The organism is Pseudomonas sp. TE21394 (assembly GCF_054057835.1).
In genome coordinates this window covers 1,629,744-1,655,802 of record NZ_JBSRZR010000001.1, presented here as the reverse complement: position 1 = coordinate 1,655,802, position 26,059 = coordinate 1,629,744, and the positions used below count along the sequence as shown (strand labels likewise).

The 26,059-nt window shown below is 62.7% G+C and carries 21 protein-coding genes and 1 pseudogene; 11 read left to right on the top strand and 11 right to left on the bottom strand.

Annotated features, from left to right (window positions below; genetic code table 11):
• Positions 1-57 precede the first annotated feature (57 nt).
• From tauD to tauA, 4 genes are read right to left on the bottom strand one after another with little or no spacing between them, the layout of a single operon-like run.
• The gene (gene tauD, locus ACVWZT_RS07735; RefSeq protein ID WP_457468817.1) at positions 58-891 is read right to left on the bottom strand and encodes a taurine dioxygenase; all 834 of its coding nucleotides are present in this window, start codon (positions 889-891) and stop codon (positions 58-60) included.
• A 47-nt stretch (positions 892-938) separates the two neighbouring features.
• Entirely contained in the window at positions 939-1,778 is an 840-nt protein-coding gene (gene tauC, locus ACVWZT_RS07730; protein ID WP_457468816.1) for a taurine ABC transporter permease TauC, read from the bottom strand.
• On the bottom strand, positions 1,775-2,563 hold the full coding sequence (gene tauB, locus ACVWZT_RS07725) for a taurine ABC transporter ATP-binding subunit (protein WP_457468814.1): 789 nt from the start codon (positions 2,561-2,563) through the stop codon (positions 1,775-1,777). Before tauB ends, tauC begins: the two co-directional genes overlap by 4 nt.
• Before the next feature lie 27 nt (positions 2,564-2,590).
• Complete coding sequence (gene tauA, locus ACVWZT_RS07720) at positions 2,591-3,562, bottom strand: taurine ABC transporter substrate-binding protein (RefSeq protein ID WP_457468812.1); 972 nt, start codon at positions 3,560-3,562, stop codon at positions 2,591-2,593.
• Positions 3,563-4,080: 518 nt separating this feature from the next.
• Here tauA and ACVWZT_RS07715 point away from each other — a divergent pair.
• From ACVWZT_RS07715 to ACVWZT_RS07680, 8 genes and pseudogenes are all read left to right on the top strand, one after another.
• Positions 4,081-5,415 (top strand): OprD family porin, encoded by a 1,335-nt coding sequence (locus tag ACVWZT_RS07715; protein WP_296235326.1) that lies wholly within the window; start codon positions 4,081-4,083, stop codon positions 5,413-5,415.
• A 165-nt stretch (positions 5,416-5,580) separates the two neighbouring features.
• The gene (locus ACVWZT_RS07710) at positions 5,581-6,219 is read left to right on the top strand and encodes a peroxiredoxin (protein WP_296235325.1); all 639 of its coding nucleotides are present in this window, start codon (positions 5,581-5,583) and stop codon (positions 6,217-6,219) included.
• Positions 6,220-6,426: 207 nt separating this feature from the next.
• The gene (ssuE, locus tag ACVWZT_RS07705) at positions 6,427-7,020 is read left to right on the top strand and encodes an NADPH-dependent FMN reductase (protein WP_296235324.1); all 594 of its coding nucleotides are present in this window, start codon (positions 6,427-6,429) and stop codon (positions 7,018-7,020) included.
• Between the two features lie 84 nt (positions 7,021-7,104).
• Positions 7,105-8,070 carry a sulfonate ABC transporter substrate-binding protein gene (locus ACVWZT_RS07700; protein WP_296235323.1) on the top strand — a complete coding sequence of 322 codons (966 nt, stop codon included), beginning with the start codon at positions 7,105-7,107 and terminating at the stop codon, positions 8,068-8,070.
• Positions 8,071-8,128: 58 nt separating this feature from the next.
• Positions 8,129-9,277: an FMNH2-dependent alkanesulfonate monooxygenase gene (gene ssuD, locus ACVWZT_RS07695; protein ID WP_296235322.1), complete on the top strand. Its 1,149-nt coding sequence runs from the start codon at positions 8,129-8,131 to the stop codon at positions 9,275-9,277.
• 10 nt (positions 9,278-9,287) lie between these two features.
• Complete coding sequence (gene ssuC, locus ACVWZT_RS07690; RefSeq protein WP_296235321.1) at positions 9,288-10,085, top strand: aliphatic sulfonate ABC transporter permease SsuC; 798 nt, start codon at positions 9,288-9,290, stop codon at positions 10,083-10,085.
• A pseudogene (gene ssuB / locus ACVWZT_RS07685) lies at positions 10,057-10,894 on the top strand (aliphatic sulfonates ABC transporter ATP-binding protein). Before ssuC ends, ssuB begins: the two are co-directional and overlap by 29 nt.
• 30 nt (positions 10,895-10,924) lie before the next feature.
• On the top strand, positions 10,925-11,140 hold the full coding sequence (locus tag ACVWZT_RS07680) for a TOBE domain-containing protein (protein ID WP_003255829.1): 216 nt from the start codon (positions 10,925-10,927) through the stop codon (positions 11,138-11,140).
• Positions 11,141-11,186: 46 nt separating this feature from the next.
• Here ACVWZT_RS07680 and ACVWZT_RS07675 read toward each other — a convergent pair whose 3' ends face one another.
• The 5 genes from ACVWZT_RS07675 to ACVWZT_RS07655 all read right to left on the bottom strand — a co-directional run bounded on the left by ACVWZT_RS07675 (position 11,187) and on the right by ACVWZT_RS07655 (position 21,840).
• Positions 11,187-16,679 (bottom strand): dermonecrotic toxin domain-containing protein, encoded by a 5,493-nt coding sequence (locus tag ACVWZT_RS07675; protein WP_457468810.1) that lies wholly within the window; start codon positions 16,677-16,679, stop codon positions 11,187-11,189.
• An 87-nt stretch (positions 16,680-16,766) separates the two neighbouring features.
• Complete coding sequence (locus ACVWZT_RS07670) at positions 16,767-17,402, bottom strand: TetR/AcrR family transcriptional regulator (protein WP_296235318.1); 636 nt, start codon at positions 17,400-17,402, stop codon at positions 16,767-16,769.
• On the bottom strand, positions 17,402-18,979 hold the full coding sequence (gene gshA, locus ACVWZT_RS07665; protein WP_457468808.1) for a glutamate--cysteine ligase: 1,578 nt from the start codon (positions 18,977-18,979) through the stop codon (positions 17,402-17,404). Before gshA ends, ACVWZT_RS07670 begins: the two co-directional genes overlap by 1 nt.
• A gap of 153 nt (positions 18,980-19,132) precedes the next feature.
• Positions 19,133-19,516: a PaaI family thioesterase gene (locus tag ACVWZT_RS07660; RefSeq protein WP_296235316.1), complete on the bottom strand. Its 384-nt coding sequence runs from the start codon at positions 19,514-19,516 to the stop codon at positions 19,133-19,135.
• Entirely contained in the window at positions 19,516-21,840 is a 2,325-nt protein-coding gene (locus tag ACVWZT_RS07655; RefSeq protein ID WP_457468805.1) for a Tex family protein, read from the bottom strand. The genes ACVWZT_RS07660 and ACVWZT_RS07655 overlap by 1 nt, the downstream gene beginning before the upstream one ends.
• Before the next feature lie 219 nt (positions 21,841-22,059).
• On the opposite strand from ACVWZT_RS07655, the gene ompR reads away from it, so the two are divergent.
• Positions 22,060-22,800, top strand: coding sequence for an osmolarity response regulator transcription factor OmpR (gene ompR, locus ACVWZT_RS07650; RefSeq protein WP_170027818.1), 741 nt, complete (start codon positions 22,060-22,062; stop codon positions 22,798-22,800).
• 13 nt (positions 22,801-22,813) lie between these two features.
• Entirely contained in the window at positions 22,814-24,127 is a 1,314-nt protein-coding gene (locus tag ACVWZT_RS07645; RefSeq protein WP_296235314.1) for an ATP-binding protein, read from the top strand.
• A 30-nt stretch (positions 24,128-24,157) separates the two neighbouring features.
• Here the strand turns inward: ACVWZT_RS07645 and rimK are convergent, their stop codons facing one another.
• Both rimK and rimB read right to left on the bottom strand, forming a co-directional pair.
• Entirely contained in the window at positions 24,158-25,063 is a 906-nt protein-coding gene (gene rimK, locus ACVWZT_RS07640; protein ID WP_013970455.1) for a 30S ribosomal protein S6--L-glutamate ligase, read from the bottom strand.
• Positions 25,060-25,542 carry a retropepsin-like aspartic endopeptidase RimB gene (gene rimB, locus ACVWZT_RS07635; protein WP_296235313.1) on the bottom strand — a complete coding sequence of 161 codons (483 nt, stop codon included), beginning with the start codon at positions 25,540-25,542 and terminating at the stop codon, positions 25,060-25,062. Before rimB ends, rimK begins: the two co-directional genes overlap by 4 nt.
• 109 nt (positions 25,543-25,651) lie before the next feature.
• On the opposite strand from rimB, the gene ACVWZT_RS07630 reads away from it, so the two are divergent.
• On the top strand, positions 25,652-26,053 hold the full coding sequence (locus ACVWZT_RS07630; RefSeq protein WP_296235312.1) for an RNA-binding S4 domain-containing protein: 402 nt from the start codon (positions 25,652-25,654) through the stop codon (positions 26,051-26,053).
• Positions 26,054-26,059: the final 6 nt, after the last annotated feature.

Sequence of the window (26,059 nt, the reverse complement as noted above, 5' to 3'; positions counted from 1 at the left end):
CTCCTGCAGACGCGGCCTTGTGTCACGAAAGGAGGCCCAAGCCTCCCCGGGGTGGTGTCAGAAAGGCACATCCCCAAGGATGGTCGCCCGATGCATCACCCGCCGGTTGGGCCGGTAGTCATCCACGGCAAAGTGCTGCGTTACCCGGTTGTCCCAGAACGCCACATCATTCTCCTGCCAGCGCCAGCGGATACTGAACTCCGGCCGCGTGGCATGGGCGAACAGCAGCTTCAACAGCGCTTCGCTTTCCAGTTCGCTCAGCTCATTGATCCGCGTGGTGAACCCTTCATTGACGAACAGCGCCTTGCGCCCGCTCGCTGGATGCGTGCGCACCACCGGGTGTGACAAAGGTGGGTTGTTGCGCCGCGTGGCCTCCCAGCGCGCCAGGTCCTCTGGCGTGGTACCAAAGCGCTCCAGCGGGAACGACTTGGTGAAGTCATGGGTAGCGTTGAGCCCGTCGAGCAACGTGCGCAAGGGCGCCGACAAGGCTTCGAAGGCCGCGATCCCGCTGGCCCACAGGGTATCGCCACCATAAGCCGGCAGCTGCTTGGCACTGAGGACTGCTCCCAGGGCCGGGGTCGGCAGGAAGGTTACGTCGGTGTGCCACACGGCATTGTCGCGCACATCGGTGACCGCCGTGTCGAGGATCAGCACCTGCGGGGTTTCCGGCACATTGGGATAGATCGGGTGGATGTGCAGGTCTCCGAAGCAGGCAGCAAAGCGTGCCTGCTGCTGCGGGGTGATCGGTTGGTTGCGGAAGAACAGCACCTGGTGTTGCAACAGCGCCTGTTCGATGGCGTCGCGCTGTTCGGTGCTGATGTCGCGGCTGAGGTCCACGCCGCTGATCTGGGCGCCGAGCGCCGGGCTGAGTGGAGTAATGGTCAGGCTCATGTCGGTCTCTTCGTCAGGCGCCAGGCTGCTGGCGTGGTCAACAGGGTTCAGTGGCTTTGCCCGTGCCAAGGCACCAGCTTGCGTTGCAGGGCGCGCAAGCCCATTTCCAGGGCGAAGGCGATCAGGGCGATCAGCAGGATGCCAAGCACCACCACATCGGTTACCAGGAACTGTGCTGCCGACTGCACCATGAAGCCCAGGCCACTGGTGGCCGCGATCAGCTCGGCGGCCACCAGGGTCGACCAGCCGACTCCGAGGCCGATACGCAGGCCGGTGAGGATGTCCGGCAAGGCGCTGGGCAGGATCACATGGCGGATCAGCTGGGCCCTGGTCGCTCCAAGCGACTGTGCCGCCCGCATTTTGGCCGGGTCGACCGTGCGCACGCCGGTGGCTGTGGCGATGGCGATGGGCGCGAAGATCGCCAGGTAGATCAGCAACACCTTCGACAGCTCGCCGATGCCGCACCAGATGACGATCAGCGGCAGGTAGGCCAGCGGCGGGATCGGCCGGTAGAACTCGATCAACGGGTCGAGAATGCCACGGGCCACGCGGTTGTAGCCGATGGCGATACCCACCGGAATGGCCGTAAGAGTGGCGACCAGCAGGGCTACGCCGATGCGCCCCAGGCTGGCACCCAGGTGCTGCCACAGGCTGGCATCCATGTAACCCTGGGTCAGCAAGGTCCAGGCCCTGGCCACGATATCGGCGGGCGCGGGGAGGAACAGCGGCTCGATCCAGCCGGCTGCGGTCACCAACCACCAGGCCAGCAGCAGGCTGGCCAGGGTCAGCGTGCTGATCCAGCGGGTGGCCAAGGGGCTGCGCAGCCTGGCGGTTGGCCGGGGGCCGGCGTTGCGTTTGCCGATGACCGGCAGGTCCAGACTGCTCATGCGCGCTCCTGCAGGCTTTGCCGTTGCGAGAACACCCGCGCCAGCACATGCTCGCGGGTTTCGATGAAGGCCGGGTCGGACTTGATCGCCCGGGCCGGTTCGCCGGCGGCATGACGCTGGCCGAAATCCAGTTGCAGGCGTTCCACCACACGCCCCGGGTTGGGGGCCAGCAGCACCAGCTCGCTGGCCAGGAACACCGCTTCTTCGATGTCATGGGTAATCAGGAACACCGGTTTGGCCGTGCGTTGCCACACCTGCAGCAGCAACTCCTGCATCTGCTCACGGGTAAAGGCATCGAGCGCGCCGAACGGCTCGTCCATCAGCAGTACCCGAGGGTCGGCTGCCAGCGCCCGGGCCAGGCCCACGCGCTGTTTCTGGCCGCCGGACAATTGCCAGATGCGCCGCTCGCCATAACCCTCGAGGTCAACCAGGGCCAGCATTTCGCGGGCTCTGGCTTCGCGCTCGGCGCGGGGCATGCCGGCCAGTTCCAGGCCGAAGGCGACATTGGCCAACACGTTCTGCCAGGGCAGCAGGGCATCATCCTGGAACACCACACCGCGCTCGGCCCCGGGGCCCTGAACCGGTACGCCGTCCAGCGTGATGCGCCCGCCGCTGGGGGCGACGAAGCCGGCGATCAGGTTCAGCAGCGAGGTCTTGCCGCTGCCGGAAGGCCCCAGGGCCACCAGCAACTGGCGCGGCCCCAAGGTCAGGTTGATATCGGCCAGCACCGGGGTAGTGGCGCCGGGGTACTGTGCGCTGATGCGCTCCAGCTCGAGCAAGGCCATGGCAGGCTCCGGTCGGTTTCTACAGGCTTAGTTGGGCAGGTACTGGGCGCTGACGTAGGGCGAGTAATCCGGCAGTACCGCGTCGACCTTGCCTTGCTGCTTGAGGAAGGTGGCAGTGTCGGTCAGCGCCTGGGTGGTCGGCGTGCCCAGCGCACTGGCCTGGTCGGCCGCCAGCGGGTAGACGTTGCCCTGCAGCAGTACCGGGATATCGGTAGGCTTGGCGCCGGAGAGCTTGGCCAGCTTGGCGACGTTGCCCGGGTTGGCGAGCCAGGCTTTGGGATCCTTGCGGTAGTCGGCGTAGGCGTCGAGGGTGACCTTGGCGAAGGCCTTGACCACGTCCGGGTGCCTGGCGGCGAAGTCCTTGCGCACGATCCACGCGTCGAAGGTCGGCGCGCCTTTCTCGGCCAGCTCACCCGAGGTGATCAATACCTTGCCGTTTTCCTTGGCCACGCCCAGGGCCGGGTCCCATACATAGGTAGCGTCGATGTCACCACGCTTCCAGGCAGCAATGATCGCTGGCGGTGCGAGGTTGAGAATCTGTACTTTGGCCGGGTCGATGTTCCAGCTTTTCAGGGCCGCCAGCAGGCTGTAGTGGCCGGTGGAAACGAACGGCACGGCGACTTTCTTGCCGACCAGGTCTTGCGGAGTGTTGATACCGTCGCGGGCGACCAGGGCCTCACCGGCGCCAATCTGCGTGGCGATCAGGAAGGTCTCGACCGGCAGCTTGCGGGTAGCGGCAGCGGCCAGCGGGCTGGAGCCCAGGTAACCGATCTGTACATCGCCACTGGCTACTGCGGTGATGACGTCGGCGCCGTTGTCGAACTTGCGCCAGTCGATGCTGGCCTTGCTGGCTTTTTCATAACTGCCATCAACCTGCGCGACTTTGGCGGGGTCGACGGTGGTCTGGTAGGCCACGGTCAGGTCGGCAGCCTGGGCCAACCAGCTGGCGCTGGCGAGGGTCAGGGCGGCAAACAGACGCAGCGGAGCGTGCGGAATCATGGTGAACCTCTCGTCAGCCATCGGGTGTTGGATGGCGAGAAGGCTAAATGATCTAAGAAAAGTAAAATAAATAACTTTTTTGCATTAGCTTAGGAGCCAATCGCTTTAACCTGTAGGCGCACCGCTTTGGGCTCGATCGGATATGACCACAGCCAATGGCACAACCCGGAAGTGCTGCTAGCCTTTTCCGACTCGTTAGAACGATATGGAATTAGGTTATGAGCAAACGTTTGCAAATAACCTATGGTTATGAGTCGCTTGGTTTTTACAACAAAATCCAGTAACAGTTCCTAACATATTCCAGAAAAATCTTACCAATTCATAAAACGGTCATTTTGGATTTATAGGATTGTCATTATCCTGTAGCGCAGGTGGCGTCTTAGACCAAAGTCGCGAAACGTTTAGAAACGATTGACTTAATGGTCACGCTTTGGGACTAAATCGCCAATCCACGGTGAGCGGGGCAGCAGATCCCGCCGCCAGAGATACACAAGAATTAGAACGTAGAGGAGCAAAATATGTACAAGTCCAGCCTGGCCCTGGCCGTGGCATTGGGGGTTCTCGCCCAACAAGCAGGCGCTGCCGGTTTCGTTGAAGACAGCAAACTGTCGCTCAGCTCGCGCACCATGTACTTCAACGATGACAACCGCGAAAGCGGCATCGACCAGAAGGAAAGCGGACAGGGCTTCAAGCTTGACTATCTGTCTGGCTTCACCGAAGGCACCGTAGGCTTTGGTGTTGACGTTCAAGCATTGTGGGGCATTCACCTGGACGGTGGCCGTGGTAGCCGCCCGGATGCCAACAACACCTTCTTCCCAAGCGACTCGGATGGTTCGGCAGTCCACGACTGGGCGCGCATTGGTGGTAACGCGAAGGCTCGCTTCTCCAAGACAGAAGTTCACTACGGTAGCGCCCTGGCGCCTAACCTGCCGATCCTGGTGTCCAACGATGGCCGCCTGCTGCCGCAAACCTTCGAGGGCGGCACCTTGCAGTCGAAGGAAATCGACAACCTGACCGTCAACGCAGGTCAGCTGACCCACGCGATGGGCCGTGCTTCGAGCAACCGGACCGGTCTTTCCGTTTCTGGCGCCTTCCGTGACAGCAACAAGTTCCAGTTCGCCGGTGGTGACTACAAGCTCACCCCTGACCTGACCTTGCAGTACTACTACTCGAACCTGGAAGACTTCTACAAGCAGCACTTCCTGGGTGCTACTCATGTCTTCAAGATTGCCGACAACCAGTCGTTCAAGACTGATCTGCGCTACTTCGACAGCAGCAGCGATGGCAAGAACGGCCAGACCGGGTACGCCTTCGACAACAATGGTGGCTTCGCGAAGAACACCGGTGAAGTCGACAACAAGACCTGGAGCGCCATGTTCACCTACACCCTGGGTGGCCACGCGCTGATGCTCGGCCACCAGCAGGTGGGGGATGACGGTGGTTTCGTCTGGCTGAACCAAGGTAGCGTACGCAAGGACGGCGCCACCTCTTCGCTGGAAGGCAACGGTGGCTCGAGCTTCTACCTGTTCACCGACAGCATGATCAACCAGTTCGCCCGCGCTGGCGAAAACACCACCTTCGGCCAGTACTCCTATGACTTCGCGGCTCTGGGTGTGCCTGGCCTCAAGGCTTCGGTGGCCTATCTGCGTGGTGACGACGTACGCAACAGGTCTGGTGATGGCACCTATAACGAATGGGAACGTGACGCGCGCGTCGACTACACCCTGCAACAAGGCACCCTCAAAGGCCTGGGCTTCAGCCTGCGTCAGGGCGTCTACCGTGGTAGCGGCGAAAGCGCTGCGGACAAAGACCAGACCCGCTTCATCGTGAACTATACTTACAATTTCCTGTAAGCCGTAGCCAAACAAGAAGCCTCGCCTAGTGCGAGGCTTTTTTGTGTCTGCGCATTGATGTGCTTTTCAGTTATAAATAAATCGTTATTTATTCTTTTTATTTTTATTCCGGCGCAGGCACATTGAACCCACACGCTACAGAACCCAGCACAGGAGCCGCAGCCCATGAGCCTCAAACTCGGCGATATCGCCCCCGATTTCGAACAGGATTCCAGCGACGGCAGGATTCGCTTCCACGAGTGGCTGGGCAATAGCTGGGGCGTGCTGTTCTCGCACCCGGCGGACTTCACCCCGGTGTGCACTACCGAGCTGGGTCTGACTGCCAAGCTCAAGGACGAATTCGCCAAGCGCGGGGTCAAGGCCATCGCCTTGTCGGTCGATCCTGTCGACTCGCACCAGCGCTGGATCGAGGATATCAACGAGACCCAGAACACCGTGGTCAACTTCCCGATCATCGCTGACGCCGACCGCAAGGTGTCCGATCTGTACGACCTGATCCATCCGAATGCCAGCGACACCCTGACCGTGCGCTCGCTGTTCGTTATCGACCCGAACAAGAAGGTACGCCTGACGATCACCTACCCGGCCAGTACCGGGCGCAACTTCAATGAAATCCTGCGGGTGATCGACTCGCTGCAACTGACCGACAACCACAAGGTGGCGACGCCAGGCAACTGGCAGGACGGTGACGACGTGGTGATCGTGCCTTCATTGAAGGACGAAGAAGAGATCAGGCAGCGCTTCCCCAAAGGTTACCGGGCGGTCAAGCCCTACCTGCGGCTGACCCCGCAGCCTAATCGCTGAAGGATTCCTCGTTGCATTGCTCTTAGCCATAGCAGGGATATTCGGGCCGTTTCGACGGCCCTTTTTTATGCCTGTAGAAATTGCCTCGGTTTTTCGCAGGCCGTCAGGATTAAAAATAAAATGGAATAAATAAATGAAAAAATATGATTTCTAGATATATGAATGCGCTGGTAATGTCACTTCCAACCCAGACAAGGAAACGCTGCAATGTTGGTCGTCTCAATCGGTGGTAGTCCCAGTACCCGTTCACGCTCCGGCGTGCTGCTGGAGCGTTCGCGCCTGTGGCTGCAGGATCGTGGTATCGAAGTGGTAACGTTCCAGGTACGAGACTTCCCCGCAGAAGACCTGCTGCATGCCCGTTTCGACAGCCCGCAGGTGCAGCATTTCCTGCAGCTGGTAGCCCAGGCTGATGGCCTGATCGTTGCCACCCCGGTGTACAAGGCCTCCTTCGCCGGCGCCCTGAAAACCTTGCTCGACCTGCTGCCTGAACGGGCCCTGGCCCACAAGATCGTGTTGCCGATCGCCACCGGCGGCAGTATCGCCCACATGCTGGCGGTGGATTACGCACTGAAACCTGTGCTGTCGGCACTCAAGGCGCAGGAGACCCTGCAAGGGATCTTCGCCGACGACAGCCAAGTCGCCTACGCAGACGGCAGCAAGCCCGCGCAGCTGCTACCGGCGCTGGAAGAACGCCTGCAGGAATCGCTGGAGACCTTCCACGTCGCCCTGGCCCGCCGGCCACGCCCTGTAGCCCCCGGCGTGCTGAAAGAACGCCTGATCAGCGCTCGCTGGAGCATCTGACCGGCCTCACTTGCTTGACCACCTTACTCGCCCGACAACGAGGCAAGCAGGTGCAACCCGAACCCCATCGCACAGGAGAGCGCCATGCGCACAGTCTTCTTGCGTCGCGGTCTGGTCGCCCTGTTTGCGGCGGCTGTGTCCTTCGGCGCCATTACCCAAGCCCAGGCCGAGAGCCTGCGTATCGGTTATCAGAAATACGGCACCTTGGTGCTGCTCAAGGCCAAAGGCACGTTGGAGAAGCGTCTGGCCGAGCAGGGCGTGCAGGTGCAGTGGACCGAGTTCCCTGGCGGCCCGCAGCTGCTTGAAGGGCTGAATGTCGGCTCCATCGATTTCGGCGTCACTGGCGAAACACCGCCAGTGTTCGCCCAGGCCGCTGGTGCCGACCTGCTGTACGTCGCCTATGAGCCGCCAGCACCGCACAGCGAGGCGATCCTGGTGCCGAAGGGGTCGCCGGTACAGTCGATCAACGATCTCAAGGGCAAGAAAGTCGCCCTCAACAAGGGCTCCAACGTGCATTACCTGCTGGTCCGCGCCCTGGAAGACGCCGGCCTCAGGTACACCGACATCCAGCCCGTCTATCTGCCACCGGCCGATGCTCGCGCGGCCTTCGAGCGCGGCAGCGTCGATGCCTGGGTGATCTGGGATCCCTACCAGGCCGCGGCCGAACAACAGCTGCAAGCACGCACCCTGCGCGACGGCAAGGGCCTGGTCGATAACCACCAGTTCTATCTTGCCACCCGTAGCTATGCGACCCAGCACCCGGCGGTGATCAACACGCTTATCGAAGAAGTTCGTGCGGTGGGCCAGTGGTCCCAGGCCAACCCGCAGCAAGTGACCGAGCAGGTTGCACCACTGCTTGGCCTGCCTGCCGATATCACCCTGACCTCGGTCAAGCGCCAGGGCTATGGCGCCGCAGCGCTCACCCCGGAAGTGGTGGCTGCGCAACAGAAGATCGCTGACACGTTTCAGGCCCTGAAGCTGATTCCCAAACCACTGAGCATCAAGGACGTGATCTGGACACCCCCGGCCAAGGTCGCCAGTGCGCCTTGATTGACTTGCCGCGCCGGGGCCTTGCCCTGGCTGAGCCCCCCTTGAGGAGACAACTCCAATGAGCCTGAACATTTTCTGGTTTCTGCCCACGCATGGTGACGGTAAGTACCTGGGCACCGCTGATGGCGCCCGCGCTGTCGACCACGGCTACCTGCAGCAGATCGCCCAGGCGGCCGACCGCCTCGGTTTCGGTGGCGTACTGATCCCTACCGGGCGTTCCTGCGAGGACTCCTGGCTGGTTGCCGCGTCGCTGATCCCGGTGACCCAGCGCCTGAAATTCCTGGTCGCCCTGCGCCCCGGCATCATTTCGCCGACCGTGGCGGCTCGCCAGGCGGCCACCCTCGACCGGCTGTCCAATGGCCGCGCGCTGTTCAACCTGGTGACCGGCGGTGACCCGGACGAACTGGCCGGGGACGGCCTGCACCTGAACCACCAGGAGCGCTATGAGGCGTCCGTGGAATTCACTCGTATCTGGCGCAAGGTGCTGGAAGGCGAGGTGGTCGACTACGATGGCAAGCATATCCAGGTGAAGGGTGCCAAGCTGTTGTACCCGCCGATCCAGCAACCACGCCCGCCACTGTATTTCGGCGGCTCCTCCGAAGCCGCCCAGGACCTGGCTGCCGAGCAGGTAGAGCTGTACCTCACCTGGGGCGAGCCGCCCAGCGCGGTCGCGGAAAAAATCGCCCAGGTGCGTGAGAAAGCCGCTGCCCAGGGCCGCGAAGTGCGCTTTGGCATCCGCCTGCACGTAATCGTGCGGGAAACCAACGAAGAAGCCTGGGCCGCCGCCGACAAGCTGATCTCGCACCTGGACGACGACACCATCGCCCGCGCCCAGGCCTCGCTGGCGCGCTTCGATTCGGTCGGCCAGCAGCGCATGGCGGCGCTGCACAACGGCAACCGCGACAAGCTGGAGGTCAGCCCCAACCTGTGGGCCGGCGTCGGCCTGGTGCGTGGCGGTGCCGGTACCGCGCTGGTGGGGGACGGCCCGACCGTTGCGGCGCGGGTCAACGAATACGCCGCGCTGGGCATCGACACCTTCATCTTCTCCGGTTACCCGCACCTGGAAGAGTCGTACCGGGTGGCCGAGCTGCTGTTCCCGCACCTGGATGTGCAGCGCCCGGAGCAAGCCAGTGCTGGCGGCTACGTGAGCCCGTTCGGCGAGATGGTGGCCAACGACATCCTGCCCAAGTCCGTTGCGCAAAGCTGAGGGCCAGGCCATGAGTCGTGCAACTTCCAATAGCCTTGGCCAGCGCCTGGCGCCTTGGGCGCTGCCGGTACTGCTGCTGGCCGCCTGGCAGCTGGCGGTCAGCGCCGGCTGGCTGTCGACGCGCATCCTGCCGGCGCCCAGCGCCGTGGTCAACGCAGGCGTGGAGCTGGTGCGCAGCGGCGAGATCTGGTCTCACCTGGCCATCAGTGGCTGGCGGGCCGGGCTGGGCTTCGTCATCGGCGGCAGCATCGGCCTGGTACTGGGCTTCATCACCGGCTTGTCGAACTGGGGCGAACGCTTGCTCGACAGCTCGGTGCAGATGATCCGCAACGTGCCGCACCTGGCGCTGATCCCGCTGGTGATTCTCTGGTTCGGTATCGACGAGTCGGCGAAGGTCTTCCTGGTCGCGCTGGGCACGCTGTTTCCGATCTACCTGAACACCTACCACGGCATCCGCAACGTCGACCCGGCTCTGGTGGAGATGGCGCGCAGCTATGGCCTGTCCGGCTTCAGCCTGTTCCGCCAGGTGATCCTGCCGGGTGCCTTGCCATCGATCCTGGTCGGCGTGCGTTTCGCTCTCGGCTTCATGTGGCTGACTTTGATCGTTGCCGAAACCATATCGGCCAACGCCGGTATTGGTTACCTGGCGATGAACGCCCGGGAATTCCTGCAGACCGACGTGGTGGTACTGGCCATCGTCCTGTACGCCGTGCTTGGCAAGCTTGCCGACCTTGCCGCGCGGGGCCTGGAGCGCGTGTGGTTGCGCTGGCACCCGGCCTATCAAGTGGCCAAGAAGGGGGGCGCATGACTGTGCTCAAGGAACAGCCGCCACGCCTGTTGCGTGGCATCCCGCTGGCTTCCAGCGGCCTGCGCAAGACCTTCGGCCAGCGCGAAGTGCTCAAGGGCATCGAGCTGCATATCCCGGCTGGCCAGTTTGTCGCCATTGTCGGTCGCAGCGGTTGCGGCAAGAGCACCTTGCTACGCTTGCTGGCCGGCCTCGACCAGCCCTCGGCAGGACAGCTGCTGGCTGGCGCCGCCCCGTTGGAGGAGGCCCGCGAAGAAACCCGCCTGATGTTCCAGGACGCGCGCCTGCTGCCGTGGAAGAAGGTGATCGACAACGTCGGCCTGGGTCTGTCCGGCGATTGGCGCCCGCGTGCGCTGGAAGCCCTGGAAGCCGTTGGCCTGGCCGACCGCGCCAACGAATGGCCGGCAGCGCTCTCCGGTGGCCAGAAGCAACGCGTGGCCCTGGCCCGGGCGCTGATCCACCAGCCGCGCCTGCTGCTGCTGGACGAGCCGCTCGGCGCACTGGATGCACTGACCCGTATCGAGATGCAGCAACTGATCGAACGCCTGTGGCGGCAGCACGGCTTCACCGTGCTGCTGGTCACCCACGACGTCAGCGAGGCGGTAGCCGTGGCTGACCGGGTGATCCTGATCGAGGACGGCGAGGTCGGGCTCGACCTCACTGTCGACCTGGCACGGCCCCGGGCGCGTGGCTCGCACCGCCTGGCCGCGCTGGAGAGCGAGGTGCTCAACCGTGTTCTGTCGGCTCCGGGCGCTGCGCCCGAGCCGGATCCTGTCGCCCCTTTGCCCACGCAACTGCGTTGGGCGCACTGAACCCCAGAAACCAAGAGAAGGAATTACAGCATGACCATCAAAGCCATCAACGTTCGCAACCAGTTCAAAGGCACCGTGAAAGAAATCCTCGAAGGCCCGGTACTGTCGGAAATCGACGTGCAGACCGCCTCGGGTATCGTGACCTCGGTCATCACCACCCGCTCCGTACGCGAGCTTGAGTTGCAAGTGGGCAGTGAAGTCATTGCCTTCGTGAAGTCGACCGAAGTGTCTATCGCCAAGCTGTAAGCGGTCATCACCTGGTCTGTCAGGCAGACCAGGTGATGACGCAGGATCAACTGGCCGGCCGCAGGCCACCAAAAAGCGTGGTGGCTTGCGTCTCGGTCATGCTGCCTCGCCACGCGCCATCGCCCAGGTCGCGTTCGCTCGCCAGTTTCAGGTGACCTGCTTCCAACCGTGTGAAGCCTTGTGCCGGTTTCTGCCGGAAGTGGAAGTGCGCATACCACAATACCTGCCGGGTGCTCCGATCGAGGATGCTGTATTCCTCCAGATACTCGATCGGTCTGCCCTTGCGGTCCAGCTTCGGGCTCAAGGTACGCGACCAGGCAATTTCCACTTCCTGCTGGTCAAGCAGGTATTGCAGGTAACCCACGGTAGGCTTGCTGGTCGCCTTGGTCTGGGCGATGCGCAACTGGCGGCCAAGCGTCTGCATCTGCTCGGCGGCGGCTTCCAGGCTCTGCGTCAAGGCGGTTTGCCCGGTGGTCATTGCGTTGCCTGCTTTCTCGCGAATACTGGCGGCGATGAAGCGCAGCTGCTGCGCGTGCCCTTCGGCGATGTCTTCCAGATCGACAGGCAGCGCTTGCGGCGTCTGGTACTGGCGTAGCCTGGCCTGCTGTCTCGGGACGTCGTCCAGGCGAGCAGTGGCAGCTTTTACCAGGCTCGACATCGACTGGGCAGGCGCTGCGCGTTGTGGCGCGGCTATTTGCCAGCGACCTGCCTCGTTCATGGCATAGACAGTATGGGGCTGATCGGAGTTAGGCTGGTTGATGCGCATGCGCGTCTGCCCGCGTTCCACGAACTGTTCCCCGATCAGTGGCCCGTCCACTGTTTCGAACAAGCGCGGTCGGCTGGTGCCACGGCCGGGTTGAGCGGTCGGGCGTGGCCGGGCTGCGTTGGCGTTGCCGAGGGTATTTTCGATTTCCTCGACAAACTGCCGTAGCAACTGGCGGAGAGCCTCGGTCTCACTGGGTGACAGCAAGTCCTGGAAGTTGTCTTCCCATGCCGTGACATGGTTCAGAAAACGCTTGTAATGGCTTTGCGCGCTGGTCAGGAAAATGCGTTCCTGGGCTCGGGTGAGACCGGCATTGGGCATCTGCAGGTGACTGTAGAGAGTGCTGCGCAACGCAACACCTTGTTCATGGAAATGCCCCATGAATGCGTTCATTTGCGAATGCTCGACGGCGCTTGTCTTGAACAGTGTCGAGGAGAGAATAGAAGCCTGAACCAGTTGGGCATTGGCCACATCAAGCCGCAAACCCGTTTGGTCCACTTTGCGCAGGTACTTGGCCAGTGCGCTGCCCTGCAAGACATTGCGTCTGGCGTGATGGCGGACGGCCAAATGCTCTACCTCTCGCAAGGTAGCGATCATTTCCCGGTTTGCCATCAGCGAGTCCTGTGTCAGGCGCATTACCAGTGCGGTGGGGGCTGTGGGCCCAGGCAGGGCCTGGATTGCATTGATGGCCAACCGTACCTGGTTCGTGGCCATGATGAATCGGTCGGACACCAGATGCATCTCGAGCACGATCATTTCGCTGATGTTCTCCTCGCACAGTGCAGTGAACCGGGTGTAGTCCGCCCTGCTCAACGTTGCCCGATGCTCTCTGAGGCGGGCAATGCTGCGCGAGTTGAATTCGATATTGCGTTGCAGTTCATCGCTCAGTTGTTTGCGTGCCTTGACGATCTCTGCCTTTTGCGCAGCGGTCAGTTGTACGCCTTCGCCAGCCTGGCGTTTGGCTGTGTTGTAGGCCGCCTCCTTGGCACGTTGGCGTATGACGATGCGTTTCAGTTCGTCGTTGATGTCATGTGCGAGCGCCATGCCGGTCAGCCGTGGAGGTTGTCGCCGAAGCACCATGCGCCAATACGCTACGCCATGGTTGTAGAGGGTAGTGAGTGCACCGCCGCCACCCGCCAGGCCGTTGTCGACCAGAAGGCCGCTCAACCTGCCAGGGGTGTCCCATATACCCTGATCACTCAGCCGCACTGCTTGACGGTAGGCGCGAATACCCTGAGGGGTGAGACGCCAGGTAGCGTTTGTCGGGTCCCACTCGACCGCGTGCCATACGTTGTTCCGCGCAATGTAATGTTGTCGGGTTTCTACATGTTGAAATACCCCCGCGCCTTGCGGGTGCGTGGAGCGCACCATTGGGCCGGTCGGCAACTCCACCTCATAACCGGCGAATGGGTTGGGGGGCATCTTGCGCATACTGGCCACAGGTCGAAGGCCGCCAGCGCGTTGGCGCTGCTGGGTCAACAGGCGCGCCGCCGGCACAGGTCTGGCAACGGTGGTGGCCAGGGGCGCGAGCGTGAGGATGGCATCGGTCAATGATTGCAGCAGGCTGGTCAGGTGTTGAAGGCCCTCGTCCACATTGCCCGTCTCGAAGGCCCAGACGGCCGCATTCGCCGCCTGCCAGCCATCGTATAGCGCGATGGCCGTGCCCATGCCCGGCAAGAAGCTGAGCGCCAGTTTCAAGCCTTTGAAAAAATAATGATCGAAGGTGTCGGTTGCACTCAGCGCCAGGTCGGCCTGGCTGCGTGAGGTGGCGCGGTGTTCGCGGATGCGCTCGCCCATGTCCAGGTGAGACTCATGCGTCGGCAGCGATTCCGAGCGCGCCAGACCAATCCCGATGAAGCCTCTGAAGTTCTTTTGCAGTGCAGTATTGATGTAGCTTTCATGGTGGTCGGGGTCGCCAGACAGGGACCGGGTCGCCAGAAAGCGGGCCATCTCGTTGTCCAGTGCCATGGTTTGCAGGGCCTGGCAAGCCTCGTCGGAGCTTGTGTACTGGCTGATGACCTTGCCATTGGGGGCATCCGGCATATACAGCAGCACAGGACCCGTAGCGCCTTTTATGACATAGATGGCAGAAAGCTCCACACTGTCGCTTGAGCCGTCTGCTGCCACGCCAGGTCTGAGCATCACCGAATGATAGGCGATCGTTCTGGCTGTCACGGTATCGGCCTGTTCCTGGCAGAACTGTTCCAACAGTCGCTGGCCATTGGCGTCAAGGCTGGTCGGCCTGGAAAGCACCAGCAGTCGCAAGCGATGTTGGTACGGGGTACGGTAGGTTTCCTGGCGCCACTGCACCTGCCAAGGCGACTCTTCGGCAAACCCCAGATATGCGTTGATGATACGTTTTTCATAGCTGCCCGCGAGGTCCATCTGCTCGATCAGGTTGGCGATGTAGGCCGGGGTAATCGCATTCTGCAGACGTGGGTTGTTTGCCGGCTCGAACTTGACCGTGGCGTCGCCCAGTCGCAGGCGCCCATTATCATCCAGTGCCCTCAGCATGAATGATTCCAGGAGAACCTCACTGCGCGCCTCGCTGAATACGGCTACCTCTCTCGACCCGGCCCCGCCCAGTGCCGATTGGCCGGTCACAATCATTTTCGTGGTGACGCTGTCGGCGATGTCGAGGGAAATCTGCGGTACTGTCTGAAGGTCGAATTCGCTGCGCAGGTGTTGCTGCAACATGAACCTCGCGAATTGCTGGCGCGGTGGCAGGCTCAGTTTGAGCAATTCGCCCGAGGCTTGTAGAGAGCGTTCCAGCGTGCCGACCTGGCTGGCCAGTTCGGTCAGCTGCTCTTTGCCAAGATGCTGCAAGGGTGTCAGTCGCGGCTGGATATAGCTGCTGCGGTTCTGTTCTACGAAGCGTGCCAGGGCGTGGGTCCTGGCGCGGTTTTCACTGACGCACAGGCGCCGTCTGGTCTGCTCCCTGGTAGCATTGGCAGGGAGTGCGCTGATGATGGATTGCACGCAATGCTGCATGAAGTGGGTAACGACAGGCGGGTACCTGAGCGTTACCGTTGGCGAGTTGGCCAGCACCTCGAAGAGCTGTGAGGTATCGGTTGGCAGGGCAGACTCGAGCAGGGCGTCGGGCCACGCGCCATGGAGGGTTGTCAGCAGGCGCCTGGTGAGCTCCGCCTCATTCCTGAAGGCCATCAGGCCGCCAGATTGCCCGGGCCGGTACAACAGCAGCGTATCATCCTCGGGTTCTTCGTCTTCCTTGAGCATGGCGCGGAACGTCATGTAACCCCGCAACTGCCACGTATGGGCGCCGGCGACCAGTTCCAGGGTACTGACCTGCACATGGCGTTGCAGGCTCGGCACCGGCCTGTCGACGAGCTGTTCGACCCAGTCCAGTTGGGTAGCTGAAAGGTCGCCTAACGCATTCTGCAGCCGTGCCTCCTTCAGCAAGGCCTGGGATAACCCTTGGGCGATCTGCTCTGCACGGGTTTGCTCACCATTGCTTGCCAGCAGCTCGGCGTCAGTCACCTGGTCGGGAAGCTCTAGCAGCAAGGTGTCCAGCGAATCCTGCAGCAAGTCCAACGCGGTCTGGCCTTCCCGCAACAGCGTTACTTTGGCCGAAGCGGGTTCAACTTGCCCATCCAGATACTGTTCCAGCAGTGTTGCCTGGTGCTCGACACACTGGTTGCGCCAGCCTATCGGTGTATGGTCTTCCAGGCAGGCAAAGTGGACTTCTTCGTCGGCAAGTGCGATATCGGCTGCGATCACCGCGTCGACGGTGGCTTCGACTGTGGCAGACAGAGAGGCTTGTATGATCGCGCTACGCTCGGCTTCCCAATGCTGTAAGTCGCTCCAGTCCAGTGGGGCGGTTTCGCTTTGCTTGCAGGCCTGCAGCAGATGGTGGTCGGAAACCTCCTGGAACCGCAGCAGCTGTTCCGCTATTGCCGCGTTGAAGCCGTCGTCGTGCAGCCTCGTGACAATAACGTTGTCGCGCGTGCCGGTTGAAATCGGCAGGCCGGGATCCGACCAGAACCAGGAACGGTTCAGGAAGATCCAGTCGCGCATGCTTTCAAGATTATCGAACGACAGCACGGTGTTCGGGGCGCTGGGCCTGTAGATCAACCAGCGTGTATCGCTGGGCTGGGGACAGATCGACAGTGCTGCGGTGCTGATAAGCCTACGCCCGCTTGGAAAGCGCCATTCCACCTGTGCATGGCACAGTTCAGGCTGTTTGCCTTGCTGCCAATCTTGGCTGTCCAGCTCGCCGATACCGAATGCGATATCCACGCTACTGGAAAAATGTTGACGCAGCAGGTCGCATGCATGCTTTTGCCGCGAGACGGCTGTACCCGGCATTCGCCCTGCCCAGTAACCGTCGCTAGCATGCAGTCTTGCTGCGTTCACGATCGGCGTCAGGTGGTATGTCCAGTCCGCGACTGTCCATCTGGCGTGTGCCGGAGAATTGTCGAAACCCCATGTGGACCAGGTGGTGAAAGGGTTGGCGAACACCGGGCTGGCCATCAGCCGAGCGGCGAAGGTCAGCATGGTTACTTGATGGTTGCCATCGTGCAGGCCGCACTGGTAGGGGTCTACCGGCAGGTGGGCTTGCAGCGCGCTGTGCAGGGTGTGGCGCAGTGTGGGCGCTTGGCTGAAAAGGCTGCGCAGTTGCTCGGCGCTTTGCTTCTGCGTTTGCCGAGCGGCCACGAGTAGATTGCTTTTGCCGGCCAATTGTTGGGCGATGACGGCTATGTCGCTGAGGGGCAGTGCCTTGACGATGTCCGCCTGGCTGCTTTCTGACGTTTGCATGAACGGTGATCTCAATGAGGATGCGCGAGCGCTGGAGCCTCATTGAAAGGATCGTGGGGGTGTGCCGGGCGGTAGATGTATATTGGCTCAGGCGGTGCGGCGCAGCGGCAGGAAAGGCGGTAGGTAGAGCGACATATAGGCTTCGAACACACGCATCCCTTCTTCTGCCATGCGTGGCGTAATCTGTTCGAACAGTTGCATCGAGCGGGCGTAGACGCGATCGCTCAGTTCCATGGCCAGGGCGAAGACATCCACATCGCTCGGCATTGTCGGCAGCTGAAAATGCCGGTCGAACAGGCTGTGCATCAGTTCACCCAGCTCCATGTCGTGTTGGCGGTCGGCTTGCACCACTTCGCTCAGACCATGCTGTGCGAGGATCAACTGACGCGCCGCAGCATCCTCGTTGTAGATATCGAGCATGCGCTGTTCGATCAGCCGCGACAGCTGATGCCAGGTGGTGAAAGCGCGGCTGTCGATCGGGGCGCTCAAGGCTTCGCGAAATGCGCGGTGCACGTCGGCGGTCAACGCTTCCAGCAACGCTGGCACGCTGGCGAAGAAGTGATACACCGACGATGGCGGGATCTGGGCGCGCTCGGCCACGCTGTAGATCGACAGTGCTGCCACCCCTTGTTCGGCCAGCAGCTCGCGTGCAGCTGCCAGGATCGCCTCGATCCTGGCCTGGCTGCTGGCGCGCGGCTTGCGCGGGGTGGCCGTGCGGGTCATCAGTTGCTGATCGCCAGGATGCTGGCCTGGTAGGCGCCGACGAACAGGTCGAAGTCGCCGACCTCTTGCTGCTCCAGGCGCGACTGCTCGGCCAGCGAGTCGCGGGCGAGGGTTTCGAAGGCCTGCTGGCGCTCGACCGGCAGCGGTTGCTCGCGGAAGGTCTCGGCGTGGAGACGGCTCTGGCGCAAGGCGAACTGGACGAAGCTTTCGTTGTGCTCGGTCATGCGCGCCAGCACCTGGGCCGATGGGGTCAGCGAGGCATCGTCGACCTTCGCCTGCTGCGCCTCCAGGGCCTTGGCGTGTTTGTCGCCGCCATGTGCCTGGTCGAGCAGGTCGGCCAACTGGCGAATGCGCCCGATCAGCTCGCTGGCCCAGTCCTTCAGGCCGATCGGCTGGCCATCGCGCCGCAGTACCAAGCCAGGGCGACGGCCTTCCTTGACCACGGTCAGGAAGTTGCTGGTGCACTGGCCGCATTCGCCGTTATCCAGTTGCGGGCTGTCTTCCAGGGCACAGAACAGCAGGAACGCATCGAGGAAGCGCGCCTCGGTCAGGTCGATGCCCACCGGCAGGAACGGGTTGATGTCCAGGCAGCGCACTTCCACATACTGCACGCCGCGCGAGGTCAGGGCCTGAATTGGTCGCTCGCCGGTGTAGGTGACGCGCTTGGGGCGGATGTTCGAGTAGTACTCGTTTTCAATCTGCAGGATGTTGGTGTTCAGTTGCACCCACTCGCCGTCCACATGTGTGCCGATTTCAACGTAGGGCGGGTAGGGCGTGCCGACCGCCTTGCGCAGGCTGTCGGTATAGCTGGCCAGGTTGTTGTAGCACGGAGTGAGGCCGGCCTGGGCATTGCTCTGGTAGCCCAGGTCGCTCATGCGCAGGCTGGTGGCATAGGGCAGGTACAGGGTTTCGGCGTCGAACTCTTCGAGCTGATGTGGGCGGCCTCGCAGGAAGCCTTTATCCAGGGCGGGCGAGGCGCCGAACAGGTACATCAACAGCCAGCTGTAGCGGCGGAAATTGCGGATCAGCGCGATGTATGCCGACGACTGGTAGTCGCGGTCGCTCTCGCTGCTGCCCTCGGCGCTGCGCAGCAGCGGCCACAGGGTCTCAGGCAGCGAGAAGTTGTAATGGATGCCGGCGATGCACTGCATGGTGCGGCCGTAGCGCAGGGCCAGGCCCTTGCGGTAGACGTGCTTGAGCTTGCCAATATTGGAGCTGCCGTATTCGGCGATCGGGATGTCTTCCTCGGCCGGCAGCGTGCACGGCATCGATGGGCTCCACAGGTATTCGTCGCCCAGCTTGCTGTAGACGAAACGGTGGGTCTCTTCGAGGCTTTCGAGCACCTTGGCCGGGTCGGGCAGGGCCGGGGTGATGAACTCCAGCAGCGACTCGGAATAATCGGTGGTGATCTGCTCGTTGGTCAGCGCCGACCCCAGTGCTTGCGGATGCGGGGTCTGGGCCAGGCGACCTTCGTCGGTCACACGCAGGCATTCGCGCTCAATACCGTGCAGGCACTGCTTGAGCAGGGGGAGATTGGCGCCGAGCAGGCTCAGGCGGCGGTTGAGGAGGTCGCTCAAGATGTATTCCTTCACGCGTCAGTCGCCCCAATATGGGGGTAGAGATAACGGTCTACAAGGGTAGGAAGAAAGGAACTGGCGTTGTCGCCTGGTTTACGCGGTTCCAGCAGTGCCAGCGCACTGCTGAAAATACCGCACATTCCGCTTGGTGGGCTAGAGAACCGCGAAGGTTCCTTGCGCTTTCGCCACCAGTTTGTCGCCCTGGACTACGTCGGCGTCGACCACCAGGGTGCGCCGCCCGGCATGCAGCACGCGGGCGGTGCACAGCACTTCGCCGTCACTGACGGCGCGCATGTAGTTGATCTTGCACTCGATGGTCACGCTTTGCTGGTCAAAGCCATGGCTGGCCGAGCAAGCCAGGCCCATGGCAATGTCCACCAGGCTGAAGATGGCCCCGCCGTGCAGCTTCCGGCCACGGTTGCGCAAATGCGGCCCGAGTGCCAGGGCTACCTTGGCAACACCTGTGTCCAGGTGTTGCAGGCGGCAACCGAGTAGCTGGCTGAAGGCGCTTTCGACGTATTCGCCGGGTACGTCCATCACTTCTTCTTCAACTGCTTGGCGTTGGCGAACAGCGCGGCCATGGCATTGTTGGCCGGGGCGGCAGTGGCGGCTTCACGTTGGCGCGGCGCCTGCTGCTGGCGGTTGGCGCCCGCGCCACGGTTGCCGCCGCGGTTGCCTTCGACCTTCTCGCCCGGGGTGTCACTCATGCGCATGGACAGGCCGACGCGCTTGCGCGGGATGTCCACTTCCATGACTTTGACCTTGACCACGTCGCCGGCCTTGACCGCCTCACGCGGGTCCTTGACGAATTTCTCCGACAGCGCCGAGATGTGCACCAGGCCGTCCTGGTGTACACCAATGTCGACGAAGGCGCCGAAATTGGTGACGTTGGTCACCACGCCTTCGAGAATCATGCCCGGCTCCAGGTCCTTGAGGTCTTCGACGCCGTCCTGGAAGGTGGCGGTCTTGAATTCGGGACGCGGGTCACGGCCAGGCTTGTCCAGTTCCTGCAGGATGTCGGTGACGGTTGGCAGGCCGAAGGTTTCATCGGTGAATTGCTTTGGGTCCAGGCGCTTGAGGAAGCTGCTGTCACCGATCAGCGAACGAATGTCGCGGCCGGTATCGGCAGCAATGCGCTGCACCAGCGGGTAGGCTTCGGGGTGCACCGCGGAGGCGTCCAGCGGGTTGTCGCCGTTCATCACGCGGAGGAAGCCGGCGGCCTGCTCGAAGGTTTTCTCACCCAGGCGGCTGACCTTCTTCAGCGCCGCGCGGGTTGCAAACGGCCCGTTGGCATCGCGGTGCGCGACGATGTTTTGCGCCAAGGTGGCGTTGAGGCCGGAAATACGGGTCAGCAGCGCCACCGAGGCGGTGTTGACGTCGACACCCACGGCGTTCACGCAGTCCTCGACCACGGCGTCCAGGCCACGTGCCAGCTTCACCTGAGACACATCGTGCTGGTACTGACCGACGCCTATGGATTTCGGGTCGATCTTCACCAGCTCGGCCAGCGGGTCCTGCAGGCGGCGGGCGATGGATACGGCGCCACGGATCGACACGTCGAGGTCCGGGAATTCGCGGGCGGCCAGTTCCGATGCGGAGTACACCGAAGCACCGGCCTCTGAGACCATGACCTTGGTGATCTTCAACGCTGGATACTTCTTGACCAGCTCGGCGACCAGCTTGTCGCTTTCGCGGCTGGCGGTGCCGTTGCCGATGGCGATCAACTCCACCGAGTGCTTGGCGCACAGCGCGGCCATGATGGAAATGGTGCGGTCCCAGTCGTTCTTCGGTGCGTGCGGGTAGACCGTGGTGTGGTCCAGCAGCTTGCCGGTGGCATCGACCACGGCGATCTTGCAGCCGGTGCGCAGGCCCGGGTCGAAGCCCAGAGTAGCGCGCGGGCCGGCCGGGGCGGCCAGCAACAGGTCGTGCAGGTTGTGGGCGAAGACATTGATCGCCTCGCCTTCGGCGTTGTCGCGCAGCTCGCCGAACAGGTCGGTTTCCAGGTGGGTGTACAGCTTGACCTTCCAGGTCCAGCGCACCACCTCGCCGAGCCACTTGTCGGCCTGGCGATCGCGGTTCTCGATGCCGACATGGTTAGCGATCATCAGCTCGCATGGGTGCATGGTGCCGGGCAGTTCTTCGCCAACCTTGAGCGACGCGCTCAGCACGCCCTCGTTGCGCCCACGGAAGATCGCCAGGGCACGGTGCGACGGCGCGTTGCGCAGCAGTTCGTCGTGGGCGAAATAATCGCGGAACTTGGCACCTTCCTCTTCCTTGCCCGGCACCACGCGGGCGCTGAGCACCGCTTCCTGCTTGAGGAAGCTGCGCAGCTTGTCGAGCAGGGCGGCGTCTTCGGCGAAGCGCTCCATGAGGATGTACTTGGCGCCCTCCAGTGCGGCCTTGACATCGGCCACGCCTTTGTCGACGTTGACGAAGCGTGCGGCTTCGCTTTCCGGGGCCAGGTCGGGGTTGTTGAACAGGCCATCGGCCAGCTCGCCGAGGCCCGCCTCCAGGGCGATCTGGCCCTTGGTGCGGCGCTTCTGCTTGTACGGCAGGTACAGGTCCTCGAGGCGGGTCTTGGTGTCGGCCAGCTTGATCTCGCGAGCTAGTTCCGCGGTCAACTTGCCCTGCTCCTCGATGCTGGCCAGGATGCTGGCGCGGCGCTCGTCGAGTTCGCGCAGGTAGCGCAGGCGCTCTTCCAGATGGCGCAGCTGGGTATCGTCCAGGCTACCGGTCACTTCCTTGCGGTAACGGGCGATGAAGGGCACGGTCGAGCCTTCGTCCAACAGGCCCACGGCCGCCTCGACCTGCTGGGGGCGTACGCCCAGTTCCTCGGCGATACGGCTGTTGATGCTGTCCATGTAAACCACCTGACATTATGAATACGGGGGTCGCCGCCTGTGGGCCTTTCGCCCGGCGGCGCTGGATGAAAGCCGCGCATTATACCCATCGCAAACGCCTTGCGGTGATGGCGCCCGGCCAGCCGGAACTGGCGCCGGGGGAAAAATCTGCTAACAATGCTCACGCAACGTGCAGCAATGGCTACGCCATAATGCGCGGCGATACCAGAGGAGTAATTCATGACCGGCACGCCAAACACCGCTGAAGGTGAAAAGATTCTCATCGTCGATGACGACCCGGGGCTGAGCAGCCTGCTGGAACGTTTCTTCGCCAGCAAGGGCTACCGTGCCCGTGCGGTGCCCAATACCGAGCAGATGGACCGCCTGTTGCAGCGCGAGGTGTTCAACCTGGTGGTGCTCGACCTGATGCTGCCCGGTGAAGATGGCCTGTCGGCATGCAAGCGCCTGCGCCAGCAGAACAACCAGATCCCGATCATCATGCTTACCGCCAAGGGCGACGAACTCAGCCGCATCAAGGGCCTGGAACTGGGCGCCGACGACTACCTCGGCAAGCCGTTCAACCCGGACGAACTGATGGCCCGGGTCAAGGCCGTGCTGCGCCGCCAGGCCCCGAGTGTGCCAGGGGCGCCGGGCAGTGAAGACGAGTCGGTCACCTTCGGCGACTACGAGCTGTCGCTGGCCACCCGCGAGCTCAAGCGTGGCGACGAGGTGCACATGCTGACCACCGGTGAGTTCGCCGTGCTCAAGGCGCTGGTCATGCACGCACGCGAGCCGCTGACCCGCGACAAGCTGATGAACCTGGCCCGTGGCCGCGAATGGGATGCGCTGGAGCGTTCCATCGACGTGCAGATTTCGCGCCTGCGCCGCATGATCGAGCCGGACCCGTCCAAGCCGCGCTATATCCAGACTGTCTGGGGCGTGGGCTACGTGTTCGTGCCGGACGGGAACGCCGGCAAATGATCCCTCGCCATTGATGAAAACACCGCTGTGGTTTCCGCAAAGCTTCTTCGCCCGCACGCTGTGGCTGGTGCTGATCGTCGTCCTGTTCTCCAAGGCCCTGACCCTGGTCTACCTGTTGATGAACGAGGACGTGCTGGTCGACCGTCAGTACAGCCACGGTGTCGCGCTGACCTTGCGTGCCTACTGGGCTGCCGACGAAGAAAACCGCGACAAGATCGCCGAAGCGGCAGGCCTTATCCGGGTTACCGGCTCTGGGGTGCCTGAGGGCGAACAGCACTGGCCCTACAGTGAGATCTATCAGCGGCAGATGCAGGCCGAGCTGGGCGATGACACCGAGGTGCGCCTGCGTATTCACGCGCCACCGGCGTTGTGGGTCAACGCACCCAGCCTGGGCCCCGGCTGGCTGAAAGTGCCGCTGTACCCGCACCCGTTGCGGGGGCAGAAGATCTGGAACGTGCTGGGCTGGTTCCTGGCTATCGGCCTGCTGTCCACTGCCTCGGCCTGGATCTTCGTGCGCCAGCTGAACCAGCCGCTCAAGCGCCTGGTGTTCGCCGCACGCCTGCTGGGCCAGGGGCGCAGCGTGCGCTTGCCGATCAGCGATACGCCCAGCGAGATGACCGAGGTGTACAAGGCCTTCAACCAGATGGCCGAGGATGTCGAGCAGGCCGGGCGCGAGCGCGAGCTGATGCTTGCCGGAGTTTCCCACGACCTGCGCACACCGCTTACGCGCCTGCGCCTGTCGCTGTCATTGTTGAACAGCGACAGCGAACTGAGCGACGACATGGTCCGTGACATCGAGGACATGGATGCGATCCTCGATCAGTTCCTCGCCTTCATTCGCGATGGCCGTGACGAACCGCTCGAAGAGGTTGACCTGGCCGACCTGGTACGAGAGGTGGTGGCGCCTTACAACCAGCCGGAAGAACGCGTGCGCCTGTGCCTGGAGCCGATTCCGCCGTTTCCGCTGCGGCGGGTTTCGCTCAAGCGCATGCTGGGCAACCTGATCGGCAACGCCTTGCACCATGCCGGCAAGGGGGTCGAGGTGGCGGCCTATGTGTCGGGCGACGAGAGCGCGCCATACGTGGTGCTGAGCGTGCTGGACCGCGGCACCGGGATCGACGAGTCGGAGCTTGAAACCATCTTCAATCCGTTTATTCGTGGTGACCGGGCTCGCGGCGGCAAGGGCACCGGGCTGGGGCTGGCGATCGTCAAGCGGATCGCGGCGCAGCATGGCGGCAATGTTGAGCTGCGCAACCGCTCCGGGGGCGGGATCGAGGCGCGGGTAAGGTTGCCATTGGGACTGTTGCTGCCGCGTAATGCCGTGTGACTATCGGGGCTGCAAAGCAGCCCCGGAATCTCAACCCTTGCCCTTGGTCCGGGTCTGATTAGGCCCGCCATTCTTCTCCAGATGCTCGATGATCATCGCCGCCACGTTCTTGCCGGTGGTCACCTCTATGCCCTCCAGCCCCGGTGACGAGTTCACCTCCATTACCAGCGGCCCATGGTTGGAACGCAGGATATCCACACCCGCCACGCTCAAGCCCATCACCTTGGCCGCGCGAATGGCGGTCATGCGTTCTTCCGGCGTGATCTTGATCAGGCTGGCCACCCCGCCACGGTGCAGGTTGGAGCGGAACTCGCCGGGCTTGGCCTGACGTTTCATCGAGGCGATGACCTTGTCGCCGACCACGAAGCAGCGGATGTCCGCGCCGCCTGCCTCCTTGATGTATTCCTGCACCATGATGTTCTGCTTCAGGCCCATGAACGCCTCGATCACCGACTCCGCCGCCTTGGTGGTTTCGCACAGCACAACGCCGATGCCCTGGGTGCCTTCCAGTACCTTGATCACCAGCGGAGCGCCGTTGACCATCTGGATCAGGTCGGGGATATCGTCTGGCGAGTGGGCGAAGCCGGTAATCGGCAGGCCGATGCCACGCCGCGATAGCAGCTGCAGTGAGCGCAACTTGTCCCGCGAGCGGGCAATTGCCACCGACTCGTTGAGCGGATACACGCCCATCATCTCGAACTGGCGCAGCACTGCGCAGCCATAGAAGGTCACCGAGGCGCCGATACGCGGGATCACCGCATCGAAACCTTCCAGCGGCTTGCCGCGGTAATGGATCTGCGGCTTGTGGCTGGCAATGTTCATGTAGGCCCGCAGGGTATCGATCACCACCATTTCGTGGCCCCGCTGGGTTCCGGCTTCGACCAGGCGGCGGGTGGAATACAGACGCGGATTGCGCGACAGCACAGCGATCTTCATGCAGCACCTGTGACAGGGGAAAGGGTGGCCGGGAAGGCCGGTTTGTCTTGTACGTATTTCAGCCCGGGGTTGACCACCAGCTGGCCGTGGATCAGTGCCTTGGAGCCCAGCAGCAGGCGGTAACGCATGTTCTTGCGGCAGGCCAGGGTGAACTCCACCTCCCACACACCATCGCCCAATGCCAGTGACGTGCGGATGACATAGCGGGTCTGGGCCTGGCCGTTGGAGCTCTTGATGGTCTTCATGGTCACCAGCGGTGCCTCGCAGCGGCGATGGCGCAACTGCACCACCGAGCCCAGGTGTGCGGTGAAGCGGACCCAGGGCTGGCCGTCGCGCTCGAACGCTTCGATTTCGGTGGCATGCAGGCTCGAGGTGCTGGCGCCGGTGTCGATCTTGGCGCGCAATCCGGCCACGCCGAGGTCGGGCAGGGCTACCCACTCGCGCAGGCCGATCACAGTCAAATGGTCAAATGTCTTCACGAAACGCACCCTGCTGATGAGGTGTTGAACTGTAAGCACGGCGGGGATTTTTTGCATCCGCTCGTTACGGTAGTACAGTTCGATGAAACACAGCGTTCGAGGTAACGGGATGGCACAAAAAGCCGAAGACGACGACAAGGTGCGCCTGGACAAATGGCTGTGGGCGGCACGCTTCTACAAGACCCGCGCACTGGCCAAGGCGGCGATCGAGAGCGGCAAGGTGCATTGCCGGGGTGAGCGCTGCAAGCCGGGGAAGGAGCCGCGAGTGGGCGACGAGTTCGTGCTGCGCACTGGGTTCGATGAGCGCACGGTGGTGGTGAAAGCACTGTCGGTGGTGCGGCGTGGGGCGCCGGAGGCGCAGACCTTGTACGAGGAAACCGAAGACAGCGTGCGCCGGCGTGAGCAGGCGGCAGAAATGCGCAAGGCAGGAGCCATGGGGGTGACGACCGATGGTCGGCCGACCAAGAAGCAGCGGCGGCAGATTCACCAATTGCATGGCAGTTTCGATTGAAAGGGG